At 70.0% G+C, this 22,270-nt stretch carries 20 protein-coding genes; 13 read left to right on the top strand and 7 right to left on the bottom strand.

Annotated elements, in window-relative coordinates; genetic code table 11:
• Window positions 1–95: 95 nt before the first annotated feature.
• From ACIG5F_RS22190 to ACIG5F_RS22170, 5 genes are all read left to right on the top strand, one after another.
• Window positions 96–1,484, top strand: a complete 1,389-nt coding sequence (locus ACIG5F_RS22190) for a family 2B encapsulin nanocompartment shell protein (protein WP_396520248.1) — start codon at window positions 96–98, stop codon at window positions 1,482–1,484.
• A 12-nt stretch (window positions 1,485–1,496) separates the two neighbouring features.
• Complete coding sequence (locus ACIG5F_RS22185) at window positions 1,497–3,668, top strand: germacradienol/geosmin synthase (protein WP_396520246.1); 2,172 nt, start codon at window positions 1,497–1,499, stop codon at window positions 3,666–3,668.
• A gap of 8 nt (window positions 3,669–3,676) precedes the next feature.
• Window positions 3,677–4,717 carry a family 2 encapsulin nanocompartment cargo protein polyprenyl transferase gene (locus ACIG5F_RS22180; protein WP_396520662.1) on the top strand — a complete coding sequence of 347 codons (1,041 nt, stop codon included), beginning with the start codon at window positions 3,677–3,679 and terminating at the stop codon, window positions 4,715–4,717.
• Window positions 4,707–5,639, top strand: coding sequence for a 4-hydroxy-3-methylbut-2-enyl diphosphate reductase (locus tag ACIG5F_RS22175; RefSeq protein ID WP_396520244.1), 933 nt, complete (start codon window positions 4,707–4,709; stop codon window positions 5,637–5,639). Before ACIG5F_RS22180 ends, ACIG5F_RS22175 begins: the two co-directional genes overlap by 11 nt.
• A 110-nt stretch (window positions 5,640–5,749) precedes the next feature.
• Complete coding sequence (locus tag ACIG5F_RS22170; RefSeq protein WP_396520242.1) at window positions 5,750–8,698, top strand: S8 family serine peptidase; 2,949 nt, start codon at window positions 5,750–5,752, stop codon at window positions 8,696–8,698.
• A 10-nt stretch (window positions 8,699–8,708) separates the two neighbouring features.
• Here the strand turns inward: ACIG5F_RS22170 and ACIG5F_RS22165 are convergent, their stop codons facing one another.
• Complete coding sequence (locus ACIG5F_RS22165) at window positions 8,709–8,912, bottom strand: hypothetical protein (protein ID WP_396520240.1); 204 nt, start codon at window positions 8,910–8,912, stop codon at window positions 8,709–8,711.
• Window positions 8,913–8,986: 74 nt separating this feature from the next.
• Window positions 8,987–9,343: an EthD domain-containing protein gene (locus tag ACIG5F_RS22160; RefSeq protein WP_396520238.1), complete on the bottom strand. Its 357-nt coding sequence runs from the start codon at window positions 9,341–9,343 to the stop codon at window positions 8,987–8,989.
• Window positions 9,344–9,608: 265 nt separating this feature from the next.
• Here ACIG5F_RS22160 and ACIG5F_RS22155 point away from each other — a divergent pair, with 265 nt between their 5' ends.
• Genes ACIG5F_RS22155 through ACIG5F_RS22145 form a run of 3 tightly spaced genes read left to right on the top strand, consistent with a single transcriptional unit; the run spans window position 9,609 to window position 14,201 of the window.
• On the top strand, window positions 9,609–12,386 hold the full coding sequence (locus tag ACIG5F_RS22155) for a BTAD domain-containing putative transcriptional regulator (protein ID WP_396520236.1): 2,778 nt from the start codon (window positions 9,609–9,611) through the stop codon (window positions 12,384–12,386).
• Between the two features lie 24 nt (window positions 12,387–12,410).
• Window positions 12,411–13,646 carry an FAD-dependent monooxygenase gene (locus ACIG5F_RS22150; RefSeq protein ID WP_396520234.1) on the top strand — a complete coding sequence of 412 codons (1,236 nt, stop codon included), beginning with the start codon at window positions 12,411–12,413 and terminating at the stop codon, window positions 13,644–13,646.
• 42 nt (window positions 13,647–13,688) lie between these two features.
• Window positions 13,689–14,201: a DinB family protein gene (locus tag ACIG5F_RS22145; protein WP_396520232.1), complete on the top strand. Its 513-nt coding sequence runs from the start codon at window positions 13,689–13,691 to the stop codon at window positions 14,199–14,201.
• A gap of 289 nt (window positions 14,202–14,490) precedes the next feature.
• Here the strand turns inward: ACIG5F_RS22145 and ACIG5F_RS22140 are convergent, their stop codons facing one another.
• From ACIG5F_RS22140 to ACIG5F_RS22125, 4 genes are all read right to left on the bottom strand, one after another.
• Window positions 14,491–15,267, bottom strand: a complete 777-nt coding sequence (locus ACIG5F_RS22140; RefSeq protein WP_396520660.1) for a pyridoxamine 5'-phosphate oxidase family protein — start codon at window positions 15,265–15,267, stop codon at window positions 14,491–14,493.
• Window positions 15,268–15,333: 66 nt separating this feature from the next.
• Window positions 15,334–16,596, bottom strand: coding sequence for an FAD-dependent monooxygenase (locus ACIG5F_RS22135; protein ID WP_396520230.1), 1,263 nt, complete (start codon window positions 16,594–16,596; stop codon window positions 15,334–15,336).
• Entirely contained in the window at window positions 16,593–17,177 is a 585-nt protein-coding gene (locus ACIG5F_RS22130) for a TetR/AcrR family transcriptional regulator (RefSeq protein ID WP_396520228.1), read from the bottom strand. Before ACIG5F_RS22130 ends, ACIG5F_RS22135 begins: the two co-directional genes overlap by 4 nt.
• Before the next feature lie 57 nt (window positions 17,178–17,234).
• On the bottom strand, window positions 17,235–17,408 hold the full coding sequence (locus ACIG5F_RS22125) for a hypothetical protein (protein WP_396520226.1): 174 nt from the start codon (window positions 17,406–17,408) through the stop codon (window positions 17,235–17,237).
• 51 nt (window positions 17,409–17,459) lie between these two features.
• Here ACIG5F_RS22125 and ACIG5F_RS22120 point away from each other — a divergent pair, with 51 nt between their 5' ends.
• The 4 genes from ACIG5F_RS22120 (at window position 17,460) to ACIG5F_RS22105 (ending at window position 20,810) form a co-directional block, all read left to right on the top strand.
• Entirely contained in the window at window positions 17,460–19,229 is a 1,770-nt protein-coding gene (locus tag ACIG5F_RS22120; protein WP_396520224.1) for a VanW family protein, read from the top strand.
• A 128-nt stretch (window positions 19,230–19,357) separates the two neighbouring features.
• Window positions 19,358–19,987, top strand: a complete 630-nt coding sequence (locus tag ACIG5F_RS22115) for a hypothetical protein (protein ID WP_396520222.1) — start codon at window positions 19,358–19,360, stop codon at window positions 19,985–19,987.
• Between the two features lie 2 nt (window positions 19,988–19,989).
• Window positions 19,990–20,412, top strand: coding sequence for a roadblock/LC7 domain-containing protein (locus ACIG5F_RS22110; protein WP_396520221.1), 423 nt, complete (start codon window positions 19,990–19,992; stop codon window positions 20,410–20,412).
• A 26-nt stretch (window positions 20,413–20,438) separates the two neighbouring features.
• Entirely contained in the window at window positions 20,439–20,810 is a 372-nt protein-coding gene (locus ACIG5F_RS22105; protein WP_396520219.1) for a hypothetical protein, read from the top strand.
• Between the two features lie 72 nt (window positions 20,811–20,882).
• Here the strand turns inward: ACIG5F_RS22105 and ACIG5F_RS22100 are convergent, their stop codons facing one another.
• The gene (locus ACIG5F_RS22100; protein WP_396520217.1) at window positions 20,883–21,434 is read right to left on the bottom strand and encodes a TetR/AcrR family transcriptional regulator; all 552 of its coding nucleotides are present in this window, start codon (window positions 21,432–21,434) and stop codon (window positions 20,883–20,885) included.
• A gap of 84 nt (window positions 21,435–21,518) precedes the next feature.
• Between ACIG5F_RS22100 and ACIG5F_RS22095 the strand changes: the two genes are divergently transcribed.
• On the top strand, window positions 21,519–22,235 hold the full coding sequence (locus tag ACIG5F_RS22095; RefSeq protein WP_396520215.1) for an SDR family NAD(P)-dependent oxidoreductase: 717 nt from the start codon (window positions 21,519–21,521) through the stop codon (window positions 22,233–22,235).
• Window positions 22,236–22,270: the final 35 nt, after the last annotated feature.

Below are 22,270 nucleotides of genomic sequence, written 5' to 3'. Positions count from 1 at the left end.
CCGGGGCGGATCCCCCGTCGGCGTGCGGGACGCCGCCACGTGCTCACCCCTTCGGCTTTCCCCTGTGAACCCGTTCCTGATTGGAGCACTTCGTCGTGACCGAGACCCTGGACCCGGCCTCCACCCAGTTGAGTCTTGGCACAGCGGCCGCGCGGCAGCTGGCCACGACGACCAAGTCCGTGCCGCAGATGCAGGCGATCACGCCGCGCTGGCTGCTGCGCTCGCTGCCGTGGGTGGAGGCCAAGGGCGCGGTCTACCGCGTGAACCGCCGGCTCACCTACACCGTCGGCGACGGCCGCATCGAGTTCGTCAGCCAGGGCGACGACGTCCGGGTGATCCCGGCCGAGCTCGGCGAACTGCCGGCGCTGCGCGGATTCGACGACGCCGACGTGCTGACCGCGCTGGCCGGCCGCTTCACCCGCCGCCAGTTCTCCGCCGGCGACACCATCGTGCGCCGCGGCGACGCCGCCGACGAGCTGTTCCTGATCGTGCACGGCCGGGTGGACAAGGTCGGCGCCGGCAAGTACGGCGACGAGGCCGCGCTGGGCACACTGGCCGACGGCGACTACTTCGGCGAGCAGGTCCTGCTCGGCGAGGGCGGCTGGCCGTTCTCCGTGCGCGCGAACACCGGCTGTGTCGTGCTTTCCCTGCCGCGCAACGCCTTCGCCGAGGCGCTGGCCGGCTCGCCGGCGCTGGCGTCCCATGTGGACCGTTTCCGCGGCAGCGGGGCCAAGTCGCAGAACAAGCACGGCGAGGCCGCCATCGAGATGTCGGCCGGCCACTCCGGCGAGATCGACCTGCCCGGCACCTTCGTGGACTACGACCTGTCGCCGCGCCAGTACGAGCTCAGCGTGGCCCAGACCCTGCTGCGCGTGCACACCCGCGTCGCCGACCTCTACAACGGGCCGCACGACCAGGTGCAGGAGCAACTGCGGCTGACCATCGCGGCGCTGCGCGAGCGGCAGGAAGACGACATGCTCAACAACCCGGACTTCGGGTTGCTGCACAACGCCGACCACAGCCAGCGGCTGCACACCCGCAACGGCGCGCCCACCCCCAACGACATGGACGAGCTGGTGTCCCGCCGGCGCAAGACGAAGTTCTTCCTGGCCCACCCCAAGGCGATCGCCGCGTTCGGCCGCGAGCTCAACGCGCGGCGGCTCTACCCGCCGCCGGTGCTGGTGGACGGCCAGCCCATGCAGTCCTGGCGCGGAGTGCCGATCCTGCCGTGCGACAAGATCCCGATCGACCCGGCCACCAACACCACGTCCATCCTGGCCATGCGCACCGGCGAGGACGACAACGGCGTGATCGGCCTGCACCAGACCGGCATCCCGGACGAGCGCGAGCCCGGCCTGTCGGTGCGCTTCACCGGCGTCAGCGAGAAGGCGATCATGTCCTACCTGGTCTCCGCCTACTACTCGTGCGCGGTGCTGGTGCCCGACGCCCTCGGTGTGCTGGAAGACGTGGAACTCGGAAACTGAGGCTCACTCACCATGGCCCAGCCGTTCGAACTGCCCGAGTTCTACATGGTTCACCCTGCGCGGCTGAACCCCAACCTGGAGGGGGCGCGCGCCCACACCCGCAAGTGGGCGCGCGACTTCGACATGGTCGACACGCCCGCGTATCCCGGCGGCGAGATCATCTGGTCCGAGGCCAAGCTGGAGGCGATGGACTACGCGCTGCTGTGCGCGTACACCCATCCCGAGTGCTCGGGCCCGGTGCTGGACCTGATCACCGACTGGTACGTCTGGGTCTTCTTCTTCGACGACCACTTCCTCGAGCTCTACAAGAAGCCCAAGGACATCAAGGGCGCCAAGAAGTACCTTGACGGGCTGCGCGCGTTCATGCCGCTGCACGGCGAGATCACCGCCACGCCGACCAACCCGGTCGAGGCCGGGCTGAAGGACCTGTGGGAACGCACCATCCCGATGATGTCCCAGGAGTGGAAGGTCCGCTTCATCGAGAGCACGCTCAACCTGCTCGTCGAGTGCATGTGGGAGATCATCAACATCGACGAGGGCCGGGTGGCCAACCCGATCGACTACATCGAGATGCGCCGCAAGGTCGGCGGCGCGCCGTGGTCGGCCAACCTGGTCGAGGTCGCGGTCGGGGCCGAGGTGCCGGACGCGATCGCCCGGACCCGGCCGATGCGGGTGCTGCGCGACACCTTCGCCGACGGCGTGCACCTGCGCAACGACGTCTTCTCCTACCAGCGTGAGGTGGAGGAGGAGGGCGAGAACGCCAACATGGTGCTGGTGCTGGAAACCGCGCTGGGCTGCACCACCCAGGAGGCGGCCGAGGCCACCAACGACCTGATCTCCTCGCGTATGCAGCAGTTCGAGCACACCGTGTTCACCGAGCTGCCGATCCTGTTCGACCAGCACGGATTACGGCCGGACGAGCGCATGGCCGCGCTGGTCTACGCCCGTGGCCTGCAGGACTGGCAGTCGGGCGGGCACGAGTGGCACATGCGCTCCAGCCGGTACATGAACGCCGGCGCCGACAAGTCGGGCTGGGTGCCCGGCGGCCCGACCGGCCTGGGCACGCTCGGCGCGCGGTTCGGCTTTCCCAAGCGGCTGGGGCGTTTCACCCACGCGCCGCACGCGGTCGGCCCGACCACGTTGCCCGACTTCACCATGCCGTTCACGCTGACGCTGAGCCCGCTGCTGGACACCGCGCGTCGCAACAACGCGGTGTGGTCCAAGGAGATCGGCATCACCAGCGACGGCGTCTGGACCGACGATAAGCTGGCCGGCTTCGACTTCGCCTTGTGCGCGGCCGGCATCGATCCGGACGCCACCCAGGAGGAGTTGGATCTCGGCACGAACTGGCTGAGCTGGGGCACCTACGCCGACGACCTCGTGCCCCAGTTGTTCTTCCACAGCCCCGATCCGACCGGGGTCCGGGCGTTCGTGGAGCGCACCGGGCAGTTCATGCCGCTGGACTGCGTGACCATGCCGACGCCGACCACCCCCTACGAGCGGGGCCTGGCCGACCTGTGGGTGCGGACCGCGCTGCCGATGTCCGACGAGCACCGCGCCCAGTTCCGGCACGCCGTGATGGTGATGGTCGAATCCTGGGCCTGGGAGGCGGACTGCCACCACCACAACCGGATTCCCGATCCGGTGGACTACATCGAGATGCGGCGGGCCAGCTTCGGCGCCGAGCTGACCATGAGCCTGGCCCGGTTCAGCCACCTCGCTCTGCCGGCGGAGTTCTTCGCCACCAGCCAGATGCGCGGGCTGGAGGACTCGGCCGCCGACTACGGCTGCTTCCTCAACGACGTCTTCTCCTACCAGAAGGAGATCGAGTTCGAGGGCGAGCTGCTCAACATGGTGCTGGTCGTGCAGAACTTCCTCGGCTGCGACAAGGATCGGGCCGTCGGCGTGGTCGACAACCTGATGACCGACCGGGTCGAGCAGTTCATCCGCACCCGCGACCACGAGATCCCGGCGCTGTGCGAGGAGTTCGGCTTCACCGCCGCGCAGCGCAAGGCCGTCGACGCGTACGTGCGTGAGCTGGAGGACTGGATGGCCGCGGTGCTCAACTGGCACCGCGAGACCGTCCGATATGGACAGGACGAGCTGGTCCGTGCCCGGGGCGGGCACGGTTTCGCGCTGCCCACCGGCTTCGGCACGTCCGCGGTGCGGATGTTCGCCCCGTGATCGAGGAGGTGGTCCCGATCGACGTGATCTCCCAGCCCAGATCGGCCCGGGAAGTGCTGTCCTGGAGCCGAAGTGTGGTGGACCCGGCGATGCGGGCGGCGGTGGACACGCTGCCCACGTCCATGCGCCGCGTCGCCGGATACCACTACGGATGGTGGGACGCCGACGGCACGCCCCGCGAGGGCGACGCCGGCAAGGCCATCCGGCCGACGCTGGCCGCGTTGTGCGCCGAGGCCGTCGGCGGGTCCATTGTGGACGCTGTGCCGGCCGCCGTCGCGGTGGAGATGGTGCACAACTTCTCGCTGCTGCACGACGACGTCATGGACCGCGACGTCAGTCGGCGGCACCGGCCGACCGCGTGGACCGTTTTCGGGACCAGCTCGGCGATCCTGGCCGGCGACGCGCTGCTCACGCTGGCCTTCGACGTGCTCGCCGGCAGCGGGCACGGCCGGTCGCAGGACGCCATGCGGATGATCAGCGCGGCTGTGCAGGATCTCGTCGAGGGCCAGTGCGAAGACGTGTCCTTCGAGGAACGGTCCGATGTGGACCTATCCGAGTGCCTGGCCATGGCGGGGGAGAAGACCGGCGCGCTGCTGGCCTGCTCCGCCGCCGTCGGGGCGCTCTACGGCGGCGGCAGCGCCGATCAGGTCGAGCACATGCGGGTCTTCGGCGAACACCTCGGGCTGGCCTTCCAGCTGGTCGACGATCTCCTGGGCATCTGGGGGGATCCGCGGGTGACCGGCAAGTCCGTGCACTCGGATCTGGTCAGCCGCAAGAAGTCCCTGCCGGTGGTGGCCGCACTGACCTCCGGTTCGCCGGCCGCCGCCGAGCTGGCCGCCCTGTACGGCCGGCAGGACCCACTGTCCGATGTGGAGCTTGCCCGCGCCGCCGAGCTGGTCGAGCTGGCCGGCGGTCGGTCGTGGGCCCAGCGGGAGGCCGCCGATCAACTCGATCTGGCGCTGGCCGAGTTGGCACTGGCGGCCCCGGTCGCCCGCGTCGCCGCCGAGTTGGAGACGCTGGCCAGGCTGGTGACCCGTCGTGACCACTGAGCGGACCGTGCTGCTCGCCTCGCCGCGGTCGTTCTGCGCCGGCGTCGATCGGGCCATCGAGATCGTCGAACAGCTGCTGGCCCGTCGCGGCGGGCCGATCTACGTGCGCAAGCAGATCGTGCACAACACCCATGTGGTGGCCGATCTCAGCGGCCGTGGCGCGGTTTTCGTCGACGAGCTCGGCGAAGTCCCGGCCGGGGCCACAGTGGTGTTCTCGGCTCACGGCGTCTCGCCGGCCGTCCGGGCCGAGGCCGCCGGCCGCGGTCTGGACGTTGTCGACGCCACCTGCCCGCTCGTGACCAAGGTTCACTCCGAGGCCCGGCGTTTCGCCGCTCGTGGCGACACGGTGGTGTTCATCGGCCACGCCGGGCACGAGGAGGTCGAGGGCACCCTGGGCGAGGCGCCTGAGCGGATGGTGCTGGTCGAGACCGTCGAAGACGTTGCCGCGCTTGAGGTCGAGGACCCGTCTCGGGTGTCGTACCTGACCCAGACCACGTTGGCCGTCGACGAGACGACCGCGGTGGTCGACGCGCTGCGGGCCCGGTTCCCGGCGCTGCGCGGCCCCGGCAGCGACGACATCTGTTACGCCACAACCAATCGTCAGCGGTCGCTGGCCGCGGTGGCCGACGAGGCCGACCTGGTGCTGGTGGTCGGATCGGCCAATTCGTCCAATTCCGTGCGGCTGGTGGAAGTCGCACGGCGGATGGGCACGCCGGCCTACCTGGTGGACGACGTTTCGGGCATATCGGAAAAGTGGCTGGCCGGCGTGCGCGTGGTGGGCCTGACCGCCGGCGCGTCGGCCCCGCCCCAGCTGGTCGACGACGTGGTGCACTGGCTTCGCCGCTTCGGCCCGGTGCGGGTGGAGGAACGGGAAACCGCCAGGGAGACCATCACCTTCGGGCTGCCGTCCGCGGCACGCTAGTCGTTTCCGGGCGGCGAAAACAGCTCCGATCGTCGCTTGTTTCACCTCGGGCGCGGGGACTTGACTGGCCGTTGACGATCATTCGGCGACGACTGCCCGAGGTGTCTGGAGTGAATAGATCTCGCCTGCTCACCGCGGCGACAACCCTGTCCATGAGTGCGGCGCTGGCCCTGCTGGGCAACGGCGTCGCCGCGGCCACGCCGGTCCCGCTGGCCCCCGCGGTCGACGGCGCCGCGGACGGCGGACGCGTCATCGTGGTGCTGGCCAACCAGCACGGCGATCTCACGTTACGGGCGCAGAGCTCGCAGCGCACCGCCACCACGCACACCGACCAGCAGTCGGTCGTTTCGGACATCAAAGCCAATGGTGGCACCGATGTCACCCAGCTGGTCAGCGTCAACGCGGTCGCCGCGCACCTGTCCGCCGCCGAGGTGAACCGGCTGCGGGCCAACCCGGCCGTGCGGCAGATCGTGCCCGACGAGCCGATGGCCGTGGGCGCCCCGGACAGCACGCCCAAGGCCGCGCCGGCCAAGCTGAGCCAGAAGGTGTGCCCGAGCGACCCCGCGCACCCGCTGCTCGAGCCGGAAGCGCTGTCGGTGAACAAGGTGGAGACCGACAACCCGAACGATGCCGAGCAGGCCTCGAAGATCGCCACCGGCAAGGGCGTGCTCGTCGCCATCGACGGCATGAACCAGTTGGCCGGCAACCCCAACTTCATCCGGCCCGACGGCTCGCACGTGGTGATCGACGCGCCGAACCCGAACGAGGACGACAGCGACGGCGAGTACTACGGCGACGCCTCCTCGGTGGCCGGCCAGGGTCTGGTCACCTACGACTTCAGCAAGGAGTTGCCCTACTCGGGCCTGCCGGCCGGCTGCACCTTCCGTATCAAGGGTTTCGCCCCGGACGCGTCGCTGGTCGACTCCTCGCTGATCGACACCCCGCCCAGCGCCTCGGGCCAGGTCCAGTACGAGTCACAGGTCGTCGCCGGCATCGACCACGCGGTCGTGACCGAGCACGCCGACGTGATTTCCGAGTCCTACGGCTATCTTCCGCGTCCCGGCCGCTACTCCGTGTTCTACGCGGCCAACGACGCCGCCGTCGCCGCCGGCGTCACGGTGGTGGTTTCCTCCGGTGACAGCGGCGTTTCCGGCACCGTGTCCTCGCCGGCCACCGACCCGCAGGTGATCGCCGTCGGCGCGACCAACACGCTGCGCCTGACCAGCCAGGCCTACGGCTACGACTCCTGGATCAACAACGACATCACGCCGCTGTCCTCCGGTGGCACCGCGCCCAACAACCGGGTCGTGGACCTGGTCGCGCCCGGCTACGGTGGCGAGGCCGCGTGCAGCCCGACCGGTTCGGACTGCCCGACCAACACCCTGACCGAGGCCTTCGGCGGCACCAGCCAGTCCTGTCCACTGGTGGCCGGCGCGGTCGCCGACGTCATCCAGGCCTACGCCGACACCCACCACGGCGTGAAGCCGACCCCCGCCCTGATCAAGCAGATCCTCACCGGCACCGCCAAGGACGTCGGCGCGCCGGCCGACCAGCAGGGCGCCGGTCTGCTCGACGTGTACGCCGCCGTGCGGGCCGCCCAGCAGCAGCCGGGCACCACCCTGGTCTCCGACGCCCCGGCCCTCGTGCCGTCACCGTCCCAATTGGACATCACCGCTGACGCCGGTTCCAGCGCCCAGACCGTGAACCTCTACAACGCGAGCGCGCTGCCCACCACCGTCACCGGCACGTACCGGGAACTCGGCGCCGCCAAGCAGATCGGCGCCACCGTCACCGAGCCGGTCAGCGCGCCCGACCCCAGCCTGCCGGTTCCGGCCGCCGGGGCCACTGCCGCCTCGCCGATCACCTTCGACGTGCCCAAGGGACTCGACCGGCTCAACGCCGACCTGATCATCCCGGATCCCGCCAACGGCACCATTCTCTCGTTCACCCTGGTCGACCCCAAGGGCCGGCTCAGCCAGATCTCCTACGACTACGGCACCGCGCCCTCGGGCAGCGCCAAGATCGGCACCGTGTCCAACATCCAGCACGTCGAGGTGGCCGCCCCGACATCCGGCGCCTGGACCGCGAAGATCCTGTGGGCCAACGGCCGGGCGCATCTCCAGTCCCCGCCCAACGTGCCCGGCTCCTACCGTGGCAACGTCTCTTTCCGGGCCACCGGCCAACACTACGTCACCTCTCCGGCCACCGGCCCCGTCACCATTCCCGCGCACGGCTCCGCCGCCGTGGCCCTGAATGTCGCCATGCCGACCGCCCCCGGTGACCACCCCGAGTCCGTGCAGTTCCTGGCCGCCAACGGTTCCACCACCTCGCTGCCCGTCGCTCGCCGCACGCTGGTCCCCTCCGCCGGTGGCTCTTTCACCACCGACATCACCAGCACCGTCGGCCGGGAGGTCGGCCAGATCAGCACCCTCAACCTCGACGTGCCCGCCGGCAAGAAGGACCTCGCCGTCACCTTGCACGCCACCGATGCCAGTGCTGACAACGGGATCTCGTACTACCTGATCGACCCCGACGGCAAGGTCGTCACCACCGACGCCACTCCCGCCACCACCGTGCAGGGCATCGGCTCCGACAAGCCCGTCGGCGATGCCGCCCTTGTCACCGCCAACCCCAAGCCCGGGCGGTGGGAGATCGACGTCATGCTCAAACTCACCGCCAGCGGCAAGGAGTTCTCGCAGCAGGTGCACGGCACCGTCGCCTACAACCGCTCCGACGCCTCCGCCTACAACCTCCCCGCCGTCGGCACCAAGGTCGCCCCCCAGTCCAGCACCGCGCTCTACTTCCGCGTCGCCAACACCACCGGCGTCGGCCGCACCTTCCGCCTCAGCCCCACCGCCTCCGACATCACGCCCGGCGCCTCCGTCTACCTCCCCGCCGGCACCTCCGCCCTACTCACCGCCACTCTCAAGCCCACCGCCCCCTCCGGCACCTCCGTCACCGGGGCCGTCAACGTCCTCAGCAACACCAGCTCCGGCGGCTCCCAGACCTTCGCCTCGCTTCCCTACGGCTACACCGTCTCCGCCGCCACCAACCCCTGACCGCGACTGACTAGGCCGGCTTCAGCCGGCGCACCCGCCACACCACCGATCGAGCCGGGTCCCCGTCGGGACTCGGCTCGATCCTTTCCACCCCATACCCTTCCCGCTCATAGAACGCCCCCGCCCGCTCGTTCGCCGCGAAGTGCTCGATCCACAGCCGCTCCGCATCCTCCGGCAGCTGATCGATCAGCCCCTGCAACAACTTCCGCCCCACCCCTCGCTGACGCCTTCCTCACCGCTCCCGCTGTTATCTGCCAATCGTCTTCCGCAAAGCCTCGCCCTGCCACGTCACGGCCGGCTGTTGTCCACGGTCACCCGCTCATCGTTGGCGAAGGACCGGAGGTAGGAGCGGTCGAGGAACCGCGCCTCGTCGTCGGGGACGAGAGTGCCGGCGGTGGCCAGGGCGGCGAGCCAGGCGTCGAAGGCGGCGCGGTCGGGGAAGGCGATCTCGGTCATCACGTCGAAGTCGATCTCGTCCTCCCGGATGTTGAGGGAGTCGCCGCGCACCACGTAGTGCCGCTTGTAGACGTCCGGTCGCGGCGCGAGGCTGAGGATCAGCGGGACGTGGTGGTTCTCGTAGTAGTCGATGAAGTCCTCGGTGGCCAGGTCGGCGCGCTTCCGGAGGAACGAGAGCTTCTTGTACACGGGGGATCGCCTCCTCATCGTCGGAAAGCGGGGAGTTCCCCGGTTTCCGACGAGTACGGTAAACGGGGTGAGGTCGCCACGGCCCTGCTCCAGGACGCGCAGCGGGCCGGCGTCGTCCGTGTCGACCTCGGGCTCGACGACCTGCTCACCCTGGCCAACGCCATGGTCACCGAGTCGAGCGACCAAGCCCCGCCGGGAATCTGCTGACCCTGGTCATCGAGGGATTCCGGCCGCGGCCGACGTCCTGAGCAAGCAGAATGTCCCGGTGCGGATCGGGGTGCTCGGCGCGGTCGAGCTGTGGGGGCCGGACGGGACGGCGGTGAGCCTCGGCGGCCCGCGTCCGCGCGCGCTGCTGGCAGCCCTGGCGCTCAGCGTCGGGCGGCCGGTTCCGTTCGAGGACCTGGTCGACGCCGTATACGGGGACGAACCGCCGGCCAACGCCCAGCACGCGTTGCAGTCACAGGTGTCGCGGATCCGGTCGCTGCTGCCGGCCGGAAGCGTGACCCGGCATCCCCTCGGCTACGTCCTGGCCATCGAACCCGACGAGGTCGACGCCCACCGGTTCGAGCGCCTGGCCCTGGAGGGGCGGCAACTGCTGGCCCTCGGCGACCACGCCAACGCGCGCAAGGTGCTCAGCGAGGCGTTGGCGTTGTGGCGGGGGCCGGCGCCTTCCGTGCGACTGGACGACCTTCGGCTGTCGGCGCTGGAGGACCGCATCGAGGCGGACCTGGCGACCGGCCAGTCCGATGCGGCCGAACTGCGGCAGCTCACGGCGGATCACCCTTATCGCGAACGCCTTCGTGGTCAGCTGATGCGGGCCCTGGCGGCGGACGGCCGTCAGGCCGAGGCACTGGCCAGCTTCGACGACGCTCGCCGAACACTGGCCGACGAGTTCGGCGCCGACCCGTCGGCCGCGCTCGCCGACGCCCACCTGGCTGTGCTGCGCGGCGCCAATCCGGTACGTCCGGTGCCGGCCCAGCTGAGCAGTTTTATCGGACGGGACAAGGAAATCCGCCGGGTTGGCGATGCACTGCGGGCCGCCCGGCTGGTCACGATCACCGGCCCCGGCGGCGCCGGCAAAACCCGTCTGGCCATCGAGTCCGCCCGACGGGTGAACGAGGTGTGCTTCGTCGAGCTGGCCGAACTCGGTGATTCCGCGCAGGTGCCGCAGGCGGTGATCGGGGCGCTCGGGTTGCGTGACGGCGGGCTGTTCGCCGGTGGCGATGCGCCGGATCCGGTGACCCGTCTGATCGCCGGGCTGGCCGATCGGGATCTGCTGCTGGTGCTGGACAACTGCGAGCACGTGATCGACGGCGCGGCCCGGCTGGCGCGGCGGCTGCTGGCGTCCTGCCCGGGACTGAGGATCCTGGCGACGAGCCGTGAAACCCTTGGCCTGACGGGTGAATTGCTCTGCCCGCTGCCACCGCTGGCCGCCCCGGACACGATCCGGCTGTTCGAGGAACGCGCGCACGCGGTCCGTCCGGGCTACCGGCTCGACGCCGAGGTCGTCGGCCAGATCTGCGCAGCGGTCGACGGGCTGCCGCTCGGCATCGAACTCGCGGCCGCGCGGCTCCGGTCGTTCGAACTGGACGAGGTGCGGGCCCGGCTGGGGCGGCTCTCGCACGGTGATCGCACGGCCGAGCCTCGGCACCAGACGCTGCGTGCGGTGGTGGCCTGGAGCTGGGACCTGCTCGACGACGACGAGCGTGCGATGGCCCGCCGTCTGTCGGTATTTGCCGGCGGGGCAACGCTTTCCGCCGCTGAGGAGGTGTGCGGCCGGTCCGCCGACGTGTTGGCCAGCTTGGTCGACAAGTCGCTGGTCGAGGTCAACGACGGCCGGTATCGGATGCTGGAGACGGTCCGTGCGTTCTGCTCCGACCAACTCGGCGAGGAGAGCGAGCGGGCGCGCCGCCGGCACGCCGAGTACTTCCTCCGCCTGGCCGAGGAAGCCGAGCCCCGGCTTCGCACGGGCGAGCAGCTGGAGTGGATGGACCGGCTCACTGCCGAGCACGCCAACCTGATGGCGTCCCTGCGCTGGGCCGTCGGGGCGGACTCGGAGAGCGCTCTCCGGCTGGCCGCGAACACCACTTGGTATCTCTACCTCCGAGGCCTGCGCAGCGAGTCGATCCCATTGATCACCGAGCTGATGATCAATCTGGGAGAGCGCTCTCCCGCTGGTCTCGGCGAGGAGTACGCGCTCTGCGCGATCAGCGCCAACATGCACCTCGACCAGGTCGCGACCGTGCTTCGTGAGCTGGGCCGGACGCTGCGCTTCCCGTACCTGCTGATGCTGTGGGCCCTGATCGGTACGGCCGACGCACTCGCCTTGGAGATGTTCGGTGACGACCAGTGGTCCCGCGCGTTCGTGCAGACGGGCGAGGGGCTGCGGACCCTCTATCACGGTCAGCTCGACGTCTCACGGGCCGCCTTCGAGCGGGCATGCGCGTTGTTCCGTGCGGTGGGGGATCGGTGGGGTATCGCCAACACGGTCGACCTGCTCGCCGGAATCGCCGCCCTGGAAGGAGATCCGGCGACCGCGCTGTCTTTGGTGGACGAGGCGATCGAGGTGATCGGCCAACTCGGGGACGCCGAGGACGCGGCCGAATTGCAGTGCCGCCGGGCCGACAACCTCGTGCGGCTGGGCGAAGTGGCGGCCGCGCGGGCCATCTACGAGCGGGTGGCGGGGCTGGGCATCGTGCCGACGACGGCCTCGGCGCACCGGGGCCTGGGCGAGATCGCCCGGCTGGCCGGCGACCTGGACACGGCCCGTCAACTCCATGAGAGAGCGCTCTCCGAGTGCCCGTCGGGGTCGATCGTCGCCACCGAGATCCGGGGTCGGATCCTGTGCGGGCTCGGCGCCGTCGCCGCCGCCCAGGGCTATGCCGATCGGGCCCGTGAGCACTACGAGCGGGCCCGTGACGAGGCGCTGGCCAGGCAGAACCTGCCCATGGTGGCCACCGCCGAGCAGGGACTGTCCGGCGGCGGCCTGACCTGGGAGCAAACGCTTCACCGGCTCCGTGAGCGCTTCGTGAGCGACTGGTGAGCCGGCCGCCGCAGAGTCTGCGGCATGACGAAGAGCATCCTGGTCTCCGGGGCCAGCATCGCCGGCCCGGCCCTCGCCTACTGGCTGCGTGAACACGGCTACACCGTGACCGTCGTAGAGCGCTCTCCTGAGCCGCGCACCGGCGGCTACAAGATCGACGTCCGCGGCCGCGCCATGGAGGTGCTCGACCGGATGGGCATCGCCGACGAGGTCCGCCTGCACCACACCGACATGCGCGGCGGCGCGTTCCTCGACCGCCGTGGCCGAACAGTCGTGGAGATGGACGCCGACACCGTCGGCTTCCGCGAGCCCACCGACGTCGAGGTGCTGCGCGGCGACCTGGCCCGCATCCTGCTCGGTGCCACCGAGGGCGTCGAATACCGCTACGGCGACTCGATCACGTCGCTGACCGAGGACGAGCACGGCGTCGCCGTCACCTTCGAACGATCCCTGCCGCGGCGGTTCGACCTCGTGATCGGCGCCGATGGTCTGCACTCCGTGGTGCGGGCGCTGGCCTTCGGGCCGGAAGAGCGCTTTCTGCGCTCACTGGGCCACCACATCGCCATCTTCAGCGTGCCCAACCTGCTCGGGCTGGACCGCTGGGAGACCATCCAGGGCGAGAAGGGCCGTTCCCTCAACGTCTACAGCACCAGGCAGGACACCGCGGCCAAGGCCTCGTTCCTGTTCGTGTCGCCCGAGTCGGCCTACGAACGGCGCGACACCGCCCGCCAGCAACAGATTCTGGCCGAGGTCTTTGCCCCGCACGGCTGGATCGCGCCCCAACTGCTCGATGCCATGCCCGCCGCCCCCGACTTCTACTTCGACAGCCTGAGCGTCGTGGAGATGGAGTCCTGGTCCGCCGGCCGGGTCGCCCTGGTCGGCGACGCCGCCTACTGCCCGTCGCCCGCGTCCGGCCAGGGCACCAGTCTCGCCCTCGTCGGCGCCTACGTGCTCGCCGGCGAACTCGCCGCCGCCGGGGGCGACCACAAGGCCGCCTTCGCTGCGTACGAGCAACGAATGCGGCACTTCGTCACCGTCAACCAGAAGCTGTCCAGCAACATCAAGCGCATGGTGTCCGGCTCGCGGCTCACCCTCTGGCTCACCACCCTCATGATGCGGCTGATGCCCTACCTGCCCGGCACCGCCAAGATCATGGACAAGGTCCGCGCCGAGATCCGCGACGTGTCCAACGCCATCGATCTGCCCGACTGCCAAAGTCGTCCGGAATCAAGGACGGAACCTGTCCGCAATGGCCTCTAGCGTGGTTCTCAACCGGGAAAACCACCACGAGAGGGGCTCACGATGACCACCACCGAGCAGACGCTGACCGGCGAGCACGCCGAGCTGCTGGAGGCGCTGGGCAAGCACCGCTTCTTCCTGCGCTACACCGTCCAGGGCCTCACCGACGAGCAGGCCGCGCTCACCCCCACCGCCAGCCAGCTCTGCCTCGGCGGTCTCATCAAGCACGTCACTCGGGCCGAGCAGGGCTGGTACGACTTCATCCAGCACGGCCCCGACGCCCACTCCGGCACCGACATCGAGGGGCACCTCAACAGCTTCCGCATGCTGCCCGGCGAGACCCTCGAAGCCGTGCTCGCCGACTACGAGGCCGTTTCCCGCCGCACCGACGAGCTGCTCACCTCCGGCGTCGACCTCAACCAGAGCCGGCCCCTGCCCGTCGCCCCCTGGTTCCCGCCCAACAGCAGCTGGTCCATCCGCCGCGTCCTGATGCACATCATCGCCGAGACCGCCCAGCACGCCGGCCACGCCGACATCATCCGCGAGACCATCGACGGCCAGAAGAGCATGGGCTGACCTGCGGAACCCGCTATTGTCCACAGGCCGTGAGTTGTCCACATGTGGATCTTGGCTCAGGTTGGCGCCGGTCCACTCTCGATAGACTGGCAGCGGGGGACGCCCCCTTGGGTTGGGTGGGCAATGGGGGGTGGCTCAGGGGGCAAGCCTCCTGCGCAACGCGGAGTTCCACGCCAAAGGAAGCGCCATTGGGCGAAGCTTGCCCCAACAGTGCCTCGATAGGCCATTGCCCGTCCAGCGCTGTGCCAGTGCGGGCGTGAAGACCGGACCGTTCCGCGCTGCTGTGCGGTTACGCCCGGGCGACGGTGGTGAAGCGGACGCGGCGGTCGGTGCCGGTCCACTCGATGCGGGAGGTGCCGGACAGGTGGAGCCGGGCGCCGGTGTCGAAGTCGAGGAAGAGCAGGGCGGTGTCGCCGGTGACGGCGATGTTGCCGAGGCTGTTGAACATGTTGTTGCCGGGGAAGTCGTCCCACCACAGGTCGTCGCCGTCGAGGTGGACGAAGCCGGCGGGGCCGCCGCGGTGGGAGGCGTCGGCGCCGCGCTGGGGATGGATGGTGCCGAGGAAGAAGGTGTCGGCGCCGGTGATGAGCGCGGAGCGGTTGGCCAGCGAAGGTGGCGGCACGGCGGGGAAGCGGTGCGCGGGGTTGATGTACTGGGGGCAGTTGCCGTACGCCTGCTCGACCTCGATGTGCAGCCCTCCGTCGACGCGGGTGAGCAGCCCGTTGACGCGCATCCGCCGCCGGGCGGCGAAGTCGATGGCGACCATGCCGATCGGCTGCCCGGAGGGCAGGTCGTGCAGGGGATCTCCCTTGTGGGGCACGGCGTTCACATGCAGCGAGGCGTTGTGGCCGGCGAGGAAGCCGGGCCGGGCGACCAGGGGAGACGTCCACAGTAGACCGTCCCGGCCGCGAGCGGTGATGACGGCCAGGTCCCGCCCGGCCAAGAACCGGCCGGCCCCGCCGGAGAGGTCGGGCGGGGCGAGCATGGGGCTGAGCCGCTGGGCCAGCAGCCGCACGCCGGCTCGTTCCTGCACGGCCAGTTCACCGCTGTGGAAGCCGCCCATCACGTCCCCCAAAGGTTCGGAATCTGAACCGATGGTGGCACGGATGGGCGGCCCTGTCAAACGGTTGGGCTACAAGGTATCCGTTAGATAGGTGGCGACGGTGAGATCGTCCGAGGGACCGCCGACGACGCCGATGTGGCCGTCGGGCCGGACCAGCACCCGCACATCGTCGAAGGTCAACAGGGTGAAGTCCTGGTGCCGCAAGGACTCCTGCCACGGGGCGCGGAAGCCGGCGGCCGGCCCGTCCCACCGCACGAGGTTGCGCGACAGCGGACTGTCGGGATAGCCGAGGCCCAGCTGGGCGTGCTCGGGCTTGCGCCCCGTCTCGATGCCGCCGGTGCCGGCCTGCACGGCCTCGGTGATCAGCTGGAGACGCTCGGAACTGGTGTCCAAGGTCCACTCGGCGATCGGCAGCCGTTCCAGCTCGTACGTGTCGAGCAGCTTGTCGCCGGCCTCGCCGTTGATCACAGCGGCCAGCTTCCAGCCCAGGTTGTAGGCGTCCTGGATACCGGTGTTCATGCCGAGCCCGCCGGCCGGCGGGTGCACGTGCGCCGCGTCGCCGGCCAGAAAGACGTTGCCCACACGGAACTTCCGCACCATGCGGACGTTCACGCGATAGGTCGACAGCCAGGTCGCGTTGCTCAGCGTCACGCCCGGCTGCCCGACCATCTCGTCGAACAGCCGCTGGAAGACCTCCAGCGACGGCTCCAGCCGCGAGCCGTCGCCCGTCACGATCTGCACCTGCCACTGCGGGACCGTGCGGAACGGCGTCAGGGCATAAAAGCCCTGGCCGATCCACATGTGCGCGATGCTGGAATCCAGGCCGCTGACCTCGACGTCGCCGAGCAGCATCACGTGCTCGCCGTCGGCGCTGACGCCCTCGAACGGCACACCCAGCAGCTTGCGGACCGTGCTGCGCCCGCCGTCGCAGCCGACGATGTAGTCGGCGTCGATCCTGCCCTGGCTGGTCGTGCCGTCCAGGGCCAGCAGCTCGGTGTCGAGTTCGACCTTGACGCCGTGGACGGACAGCTTGTCCCGCAACGCCTCCTCGACCTTCCACTGTGGAATGATCAGCGCCGTCGCGTCGACCTCGCGGCTGAACTCGCGGTTGACGTAGAGCCGCGACCTCGAATGCTGCCCCTCGGCCAGCATCTCGTCCCGAACGCCCAGATCGGCCAGCACCTCGAGGCTGCGGTCCTGCAAGCCCTTGCCGCGCGAGCCGGAGAAATACGCCGGCGCCTTGTCGATCACCCGCACCGGCACGCCCCGCCGGGCCAGGTCCAGGCCGAGGGTCAGGCCGGTCGGGCCGGCCCCCACCACCAGAACTGTCATGACTCTCCCCCTGTGATTCCGTTCAGGAGCAACGCGACGAGTTGGTCGCGCAGCTGGTTCAGATCGCGGCCGGCCATGATCGCCGGAATCCGTCCGGCCATGCCCGGCACCGCCATCAGGGTCACCATGGCCGTCGCGTACAGCACCTCGAACGCCACATCGGCGCGGAACACCCCGGCCTCGACCCCGCGTTCGTGCAGCTCACGCAGCCCGGCCGGCAGCCGGTCGGCCGGGACCGGCGGCCGCGCCTCCCAGCCGCCGACCCCCTCCTGCAGGGCCAGGGCGATGACCAGCGGCCGGTCCTGCACCAGGTCGAACATCGCCTCGAACGCCTGCTTCATGCCCTCGTACGGCTCGAGCTCGCCGGCCGGGGCCATCCGCTCGCGCCAGGCCACCGTCATGCCGCCGATCTCGTGCTGCAACACCGCCTGGAACAGCCCCTCCTTGCTGCCGAAATGGTGGTAGATCATGCGCTCGTTCACGCCCGAGCGCTGCACGATCTCCCGGATCCGCGTCCCCTTCAACCCGTTTCGCGCGAATTCCTCCGCGGCGGCGGCGAGCAGGGCATCCCGGCTATCCATGAAGTAAATGTTTACTGCAGCACGGGCACGCGTCAAGGATAACGGGGAAATGCCTGGTCAGAGCTCGTGCCGGCGCTCGGCGACCGGTCGGATGTCGATCACGGCATCGGCCACGGCGGTCGGCCCGGGCACCGTGAGCAGTCGGGCCGCGATCTCGGTGGCGGCGTCGTGGCGGTCGCGCTCGACAACCCGGTAGCCGGCCACCGCCGGCTCGCGCGGGCTGCCGGTCACCAGGTCGGGCCTGCCACCGGGACACACGGACAAATCGGTAAACTCGGCCGGGTGGCCGACGAAGACCAGACCGTCCGCATCGACGGCACCCTGAAATTCCCGCCGGTGGCGGGCAGTCTGGAGCCGCCGACCCAGGGCGACCCGGGGCGGCGTCGGCTGCTGAAGCGCGGGCTGATCGGGGCCGGCGCGGTGGTGGGCGCCCTCGCGCTCCTCTACGGCGTGGATCTGTTGCTGTCCCAAGGCGCGTTGCCCCGGGGCACCACGGTGGCCGGAGTGGACGTCGGCGGGCTGAGCCGGGCCGATGCCGAGCAGCGGCTGCATTCGGCCCTGGACGCCAGGATCGCCCAGCCGCTGAAGGTTCGGGCCGGGGACGTGGACACCACTCTCGACGCCAAGTCGGCCGGGCTGGCCGCGGACTGGCCGGCCACGCTGGACCAGGCCGGGGAGCAGCCGCTGAACCCGTTCGTCCGGCTGGTGTCCTTCTTCGACCGCCGAGAGTCCCCATTCGTGTCCAAAGTGGACGAATCGGCGCTCGACAAGGCCTTGCAGGGCTTGAAGGTCGACCGCGACCCGATCGAGGGCACAATCCGCTTCGACGGCACCACGCCCACGGCCGTCAACCCGCAGTCGGGCCAGAGGCTGGATGGCGCCGCAGCCAGGCGAGCCGTGGTGGACAACTGGATCGGCGGCGCGCCCGTGACGCTGCCGGTGGCCAGCGCCTCGCCGAAGGTGAGCGCCGACGCCGTGCGCGAGGCCGTGGAGAACTACGCCAAGCCGGCGGTGTCCGGGCCGGTCACCGTGAAGGGCGACGGCAAGGACGCCACCCTCCAGCCGGCGACCATCGCCGCCGCGCTCGGATTCTCTCCTGGCGACAACGGAAAGCTCGCGCCGAAGCTGGACCACGGCAAGGTGGTGGAGGCGCTCAAGCCCCAGCTAGCCAGCACCGAGCAGCAGGGCAAGGACGCCCAGGTGGTGATCGAGGGCGACAAGCCGGTGGTCAAGCCGTCGGCCGACGGGCGCGGCGTGGACTGGGACAAGAGTCTGGCGGGGCTGCCGGACCTGTTGTCGCACAAGGACAATCGGGTGGTCACGGCGACCTACGCCAAGCAGCCGGCCAAGCTCACCACCGAGCAGGCCACCCAGCTGGGCGTCAAGGAGATCGTCGGCGAGTTCACCACCGGCGGCTTCGCCGCCGACTCCGGCGTCAACATCCGGGTGGTGGCCGAGAAGGTCAACGGGGCCGTGGTCAAACCCGGGGAAACCTTCAGCCTCAACGGTTACACCGGCCCGCGCACGGCCAAGCAGGGCTACGTCGAGGCCGGCATCATCGAGAACGGCGCCCCCGGCACCGCCGTCGGCGGCGGCATCTCCCAGTTCGCCACCACCCTCTACAACGCCTCGTACTTCGCCGGCATGGCCGACGCCGGGCACACCGAGCACAGCTACTACATCAGCCGCTACCCGGCCGCCCGCGAGGCCACCGTCTTCCAGAATCCCGACGGCAGTAGCGTCATCGATCTCAAGTTCACCAACGACGGGCCCACCGGCATCGCCATCCAGACCATCTGGACGCCGCAGAACATCACCGTGCGGCTGTGGGGCGTCAAGCGCTACCAGGTCGAGTCGGTGCCCGGCGAGCGCACCAACTTCGTCGAACCGCAGCCCCGCCCCGGCCCGGCCCACAACTGCCACGCCTCGAACGGCGGCCCCGGCTTCACCGCCACCGACACCCGGGTGATCAAGGACCTCACCGGTCGCGAGGTCTCCCGGCACACCCGCAAAAAGGTCTACGACCCGGCCCCGAAGATCACCTGCGGTTGATCGGAAAATGGGTGCTTTCGGCGTAAACCGAACGTCGAAACGGCCGTTGTTACGGCGCGCGCAATTCCTTCACACGATCGTGTAGGGGTTGATGTGAGGGGTGGCGTCGGCGGGTAGAACGTACGGCGATGAGACCCGCTTATCGCACATCATTCGACGTGCTCACCCACGCCCTCACCCAGTGTCACGCCGATCGAATCAGCGCCGCCCTCGTTCTGGTCGGCGATCCGGGTGGGGTGATCCATTTTCGGGACGGCGCGGTGATCGCGGCGCACAGCCCCGGGGCGCCCGGGGTGGCGACGCTGCGGGCCGTCGCCGAGGACCCCCTCGGCGCGGCCATCGCGGACGCCGCGTTCGCGATCGCCGTCGGCGGCGTCGCGCACTTCGTCGTCGACGACACCGCCGATGTGCTGCCGCCCGTGGTCGACGGCGTCCCCGTTCGTCGACTGCTCGGGCAGGTCGCGGTCCGGCTGGCGGTGCTCGCCGCGTCGCCCTGCCCGGTGTCGCCGTATCGAGAACGCCTGGTCGCCACCGGTCGTGAGCCGGCAGGCGAGTTCCGCGAGATCGTCGACCACGCCACCGGCCGGCGCACCGCGCGGGACATCGCGTTCGCGATCGGCCGCGGCGTCCACCCGGTCACCGTCGACGTGGCGCGGATGCTGGGCGAGGACGTGCTGGCGATCGTGCCCGCATCGGCGTTCGGCGGACGGGTGCACCTCACCTCGGCCACGCTGCGTCCCCGCGCGCCGGAGCCGTAGCGGTGGCGCGCTTCGCCTGGCGCCGGCCGGCCTTTCTGAAAGGGAAAAGAAGAACCGTGGACTATGACGCGTTAGCCGTCGAGTTGCGCAAGCTCAGGGAAACCGTGGCCGGCGTGACGGACACGGTTATCGCCGCGGTCGACGGGATTCCCATAGTCTCGGACGTCGCGGACAGTGTCGATCCGCTGAACATATCCGCGCTCGCCGCCGCCAATCTCGGAATCGCCCGGCAGGCGGCCGAGGTGACCCGCCAGGGCACCCTCAACCAGACCGTCGTGTTCAACAGCGGGGGCTATATGGCCGTGTACGCCATCGGCCGGGTCGCGCTGCTGGTGGTGCTGGGCGACAGCGGCCTGAACCTGGGCCGCCTGCTGTACGAGACCCGGCCCATGACCGACCGGATCGGCTCGATCCTCGCTCCCTAGACCCCTCAGGTAAGGAAGTGCGTCCGATGAACATCGATACCGCCCTGAAGGAAGCCATGTCCATCGCCGGCGCGGTCGGCGTCGCGCTGGTCGACTACGAGAGCGGCATGTCGCTGGGCACCAGCGGCGGCGGCGACTGGCTGAACCTGGAGCTGGCCGCCGCCGGCAACACCGAGGTGGTGCGGTCCAAGCTCCGGGTGATGTCCACCCTCGCGCTCAACGACAGCATCGAGGACATCCTGATCACGCTGCACCGCCAGTACCACCTGATCCGCCTGATGAACTCGATGAAGACCCGCAGCTCCCTGTTCCTGTACCTGGTGCTGGAGCGGGAGCAGGCCAACCTCGCGCTGGCCCGGCACAACCTCAAGCGCATCGAGGGCGAACTTCAGGTGTGACCCGCCCGGCGATCCGTGCCCGCCCACGGATCGCCCCGAGGGCGACCGCGACGCCGGATAGCTCGGCCGGGGTCAGTCGACTCGCAGGCCGTCCAGGTAGAACGCCAGGAACCGTTGCCAGCCGTCGGGATCGCGGTGGATCACCTCGGACATGGCCAGGACCAGTGGCGTCACGTCGGAGGGCTGGAAGTCCGGGCGCAGCCGGCCGGCGGCCTTGGCCCGCTCGATGACGAGCTCGGCGTGCACCTGCCCCCGGTGGCAGACCTCGAGCACCTCGGGCGTGAGCGTGATGCGCTGGGCGATGGCGTCGTTGAGGCCACGGTCCTTGACCTGCAACGCGAAGATTCCGAACAGGTAGGTCTCGAACGCCCGCCACGGGTCGTCCTCGGCCTGCGCCTTGGCGGCGATGGCGTCCAGCGCGGGGCCGATCCGCTCCGGCAGCAGCGCGTTGAAGAAGTCGTCGCGGGTGGGAAAGTGGTTGTAGAGCGTGCCGATGCTGACGCCGGCCCGCTTGGCGATGTGCTCCAGCGGGGCGTCCAGGCCGTGGGCGGTGAACTCGTGGGAGGCCGCGGCCAGCAGCTTGTCCCGGTTCCGGATCGCGTCCGACCGCAGTGGCCTGGTCATGACTCCAGTGTAAGCAACCCGAGGGCACCCTCAACTTGTGCTACGGTGAAAGTCGAGAGAACCCTCAAGTTACTGGGAGGAATCATGACGGCAGTGGTCATCGGCGTCGGCCCCGGCCTGGGCATGTCGATCGCCCGCCGGTTCGGCCGGGAGGGGCATCCGGTCGCCCTGATCTCGCGCCGCGACACCCGGCACGCGGGTTACCTGGCCGAGTTGGCCGATGCCGGCGTCAAGGCCGAGGCCTTCGTCGCCAACGTCCAGGACCCCGACCGGCTTCGGTCCACTGTGGACGCCGCGGTCGACCGGCTCGGGCCGGTCGAGGTCGTCTACTACGGCCCCAGCTCGATCGGCCCGGGGGACTTCGACATCCCGACGGCCCCGCTCGACGTCGCCACGTCCGACGACATCCGCACGGCCATGCGGTACGTCTACCCGGCGGTCGACACCGTGCAGCACCTGTTGCCGGGCATGCTCGAACGCGGCAGCGGCACGCTGTTGTTCGCCGGCGGCCTCAGCGCCGTCCGCCCGATGCCCATGATCGGCGCGTTCGCCGTGCCCAGCGCCGCCCTGCGCAACTACGTCCTGACCCTCAACGCCACCGTGGCCGACAAGGGTGTGCTGGCCGCCAACCTGATCGTCGGCGGCCTCATCGCGCGCGGCGACATCCACGACCATGTGCTGGCCAACCGGGAGACCTTCGGCGAGATCGGGACCCTCGACCCCGACGACATCGCCGAGGTCGCCTGGGATCTGCACGTCAAGCGGGACCGCGCCGAGGAGGTCTTCAGCGTCTTCGACTAGACGGATTCGGGCCCGGCCTGGTCGCACCGCAGACC

Source organism: Kutzneria sp. NPDC052558, assembly GCF_044547355.1.
Classification (GTDB): Bacteria; Actinomycetota; Actinomycetes; order Mycobacteriales; family Pseudonocardiaceae; genus Kutzneria.
This window is presented reverse-complemented; position numbering and strand designations above follow the sequence as displayed.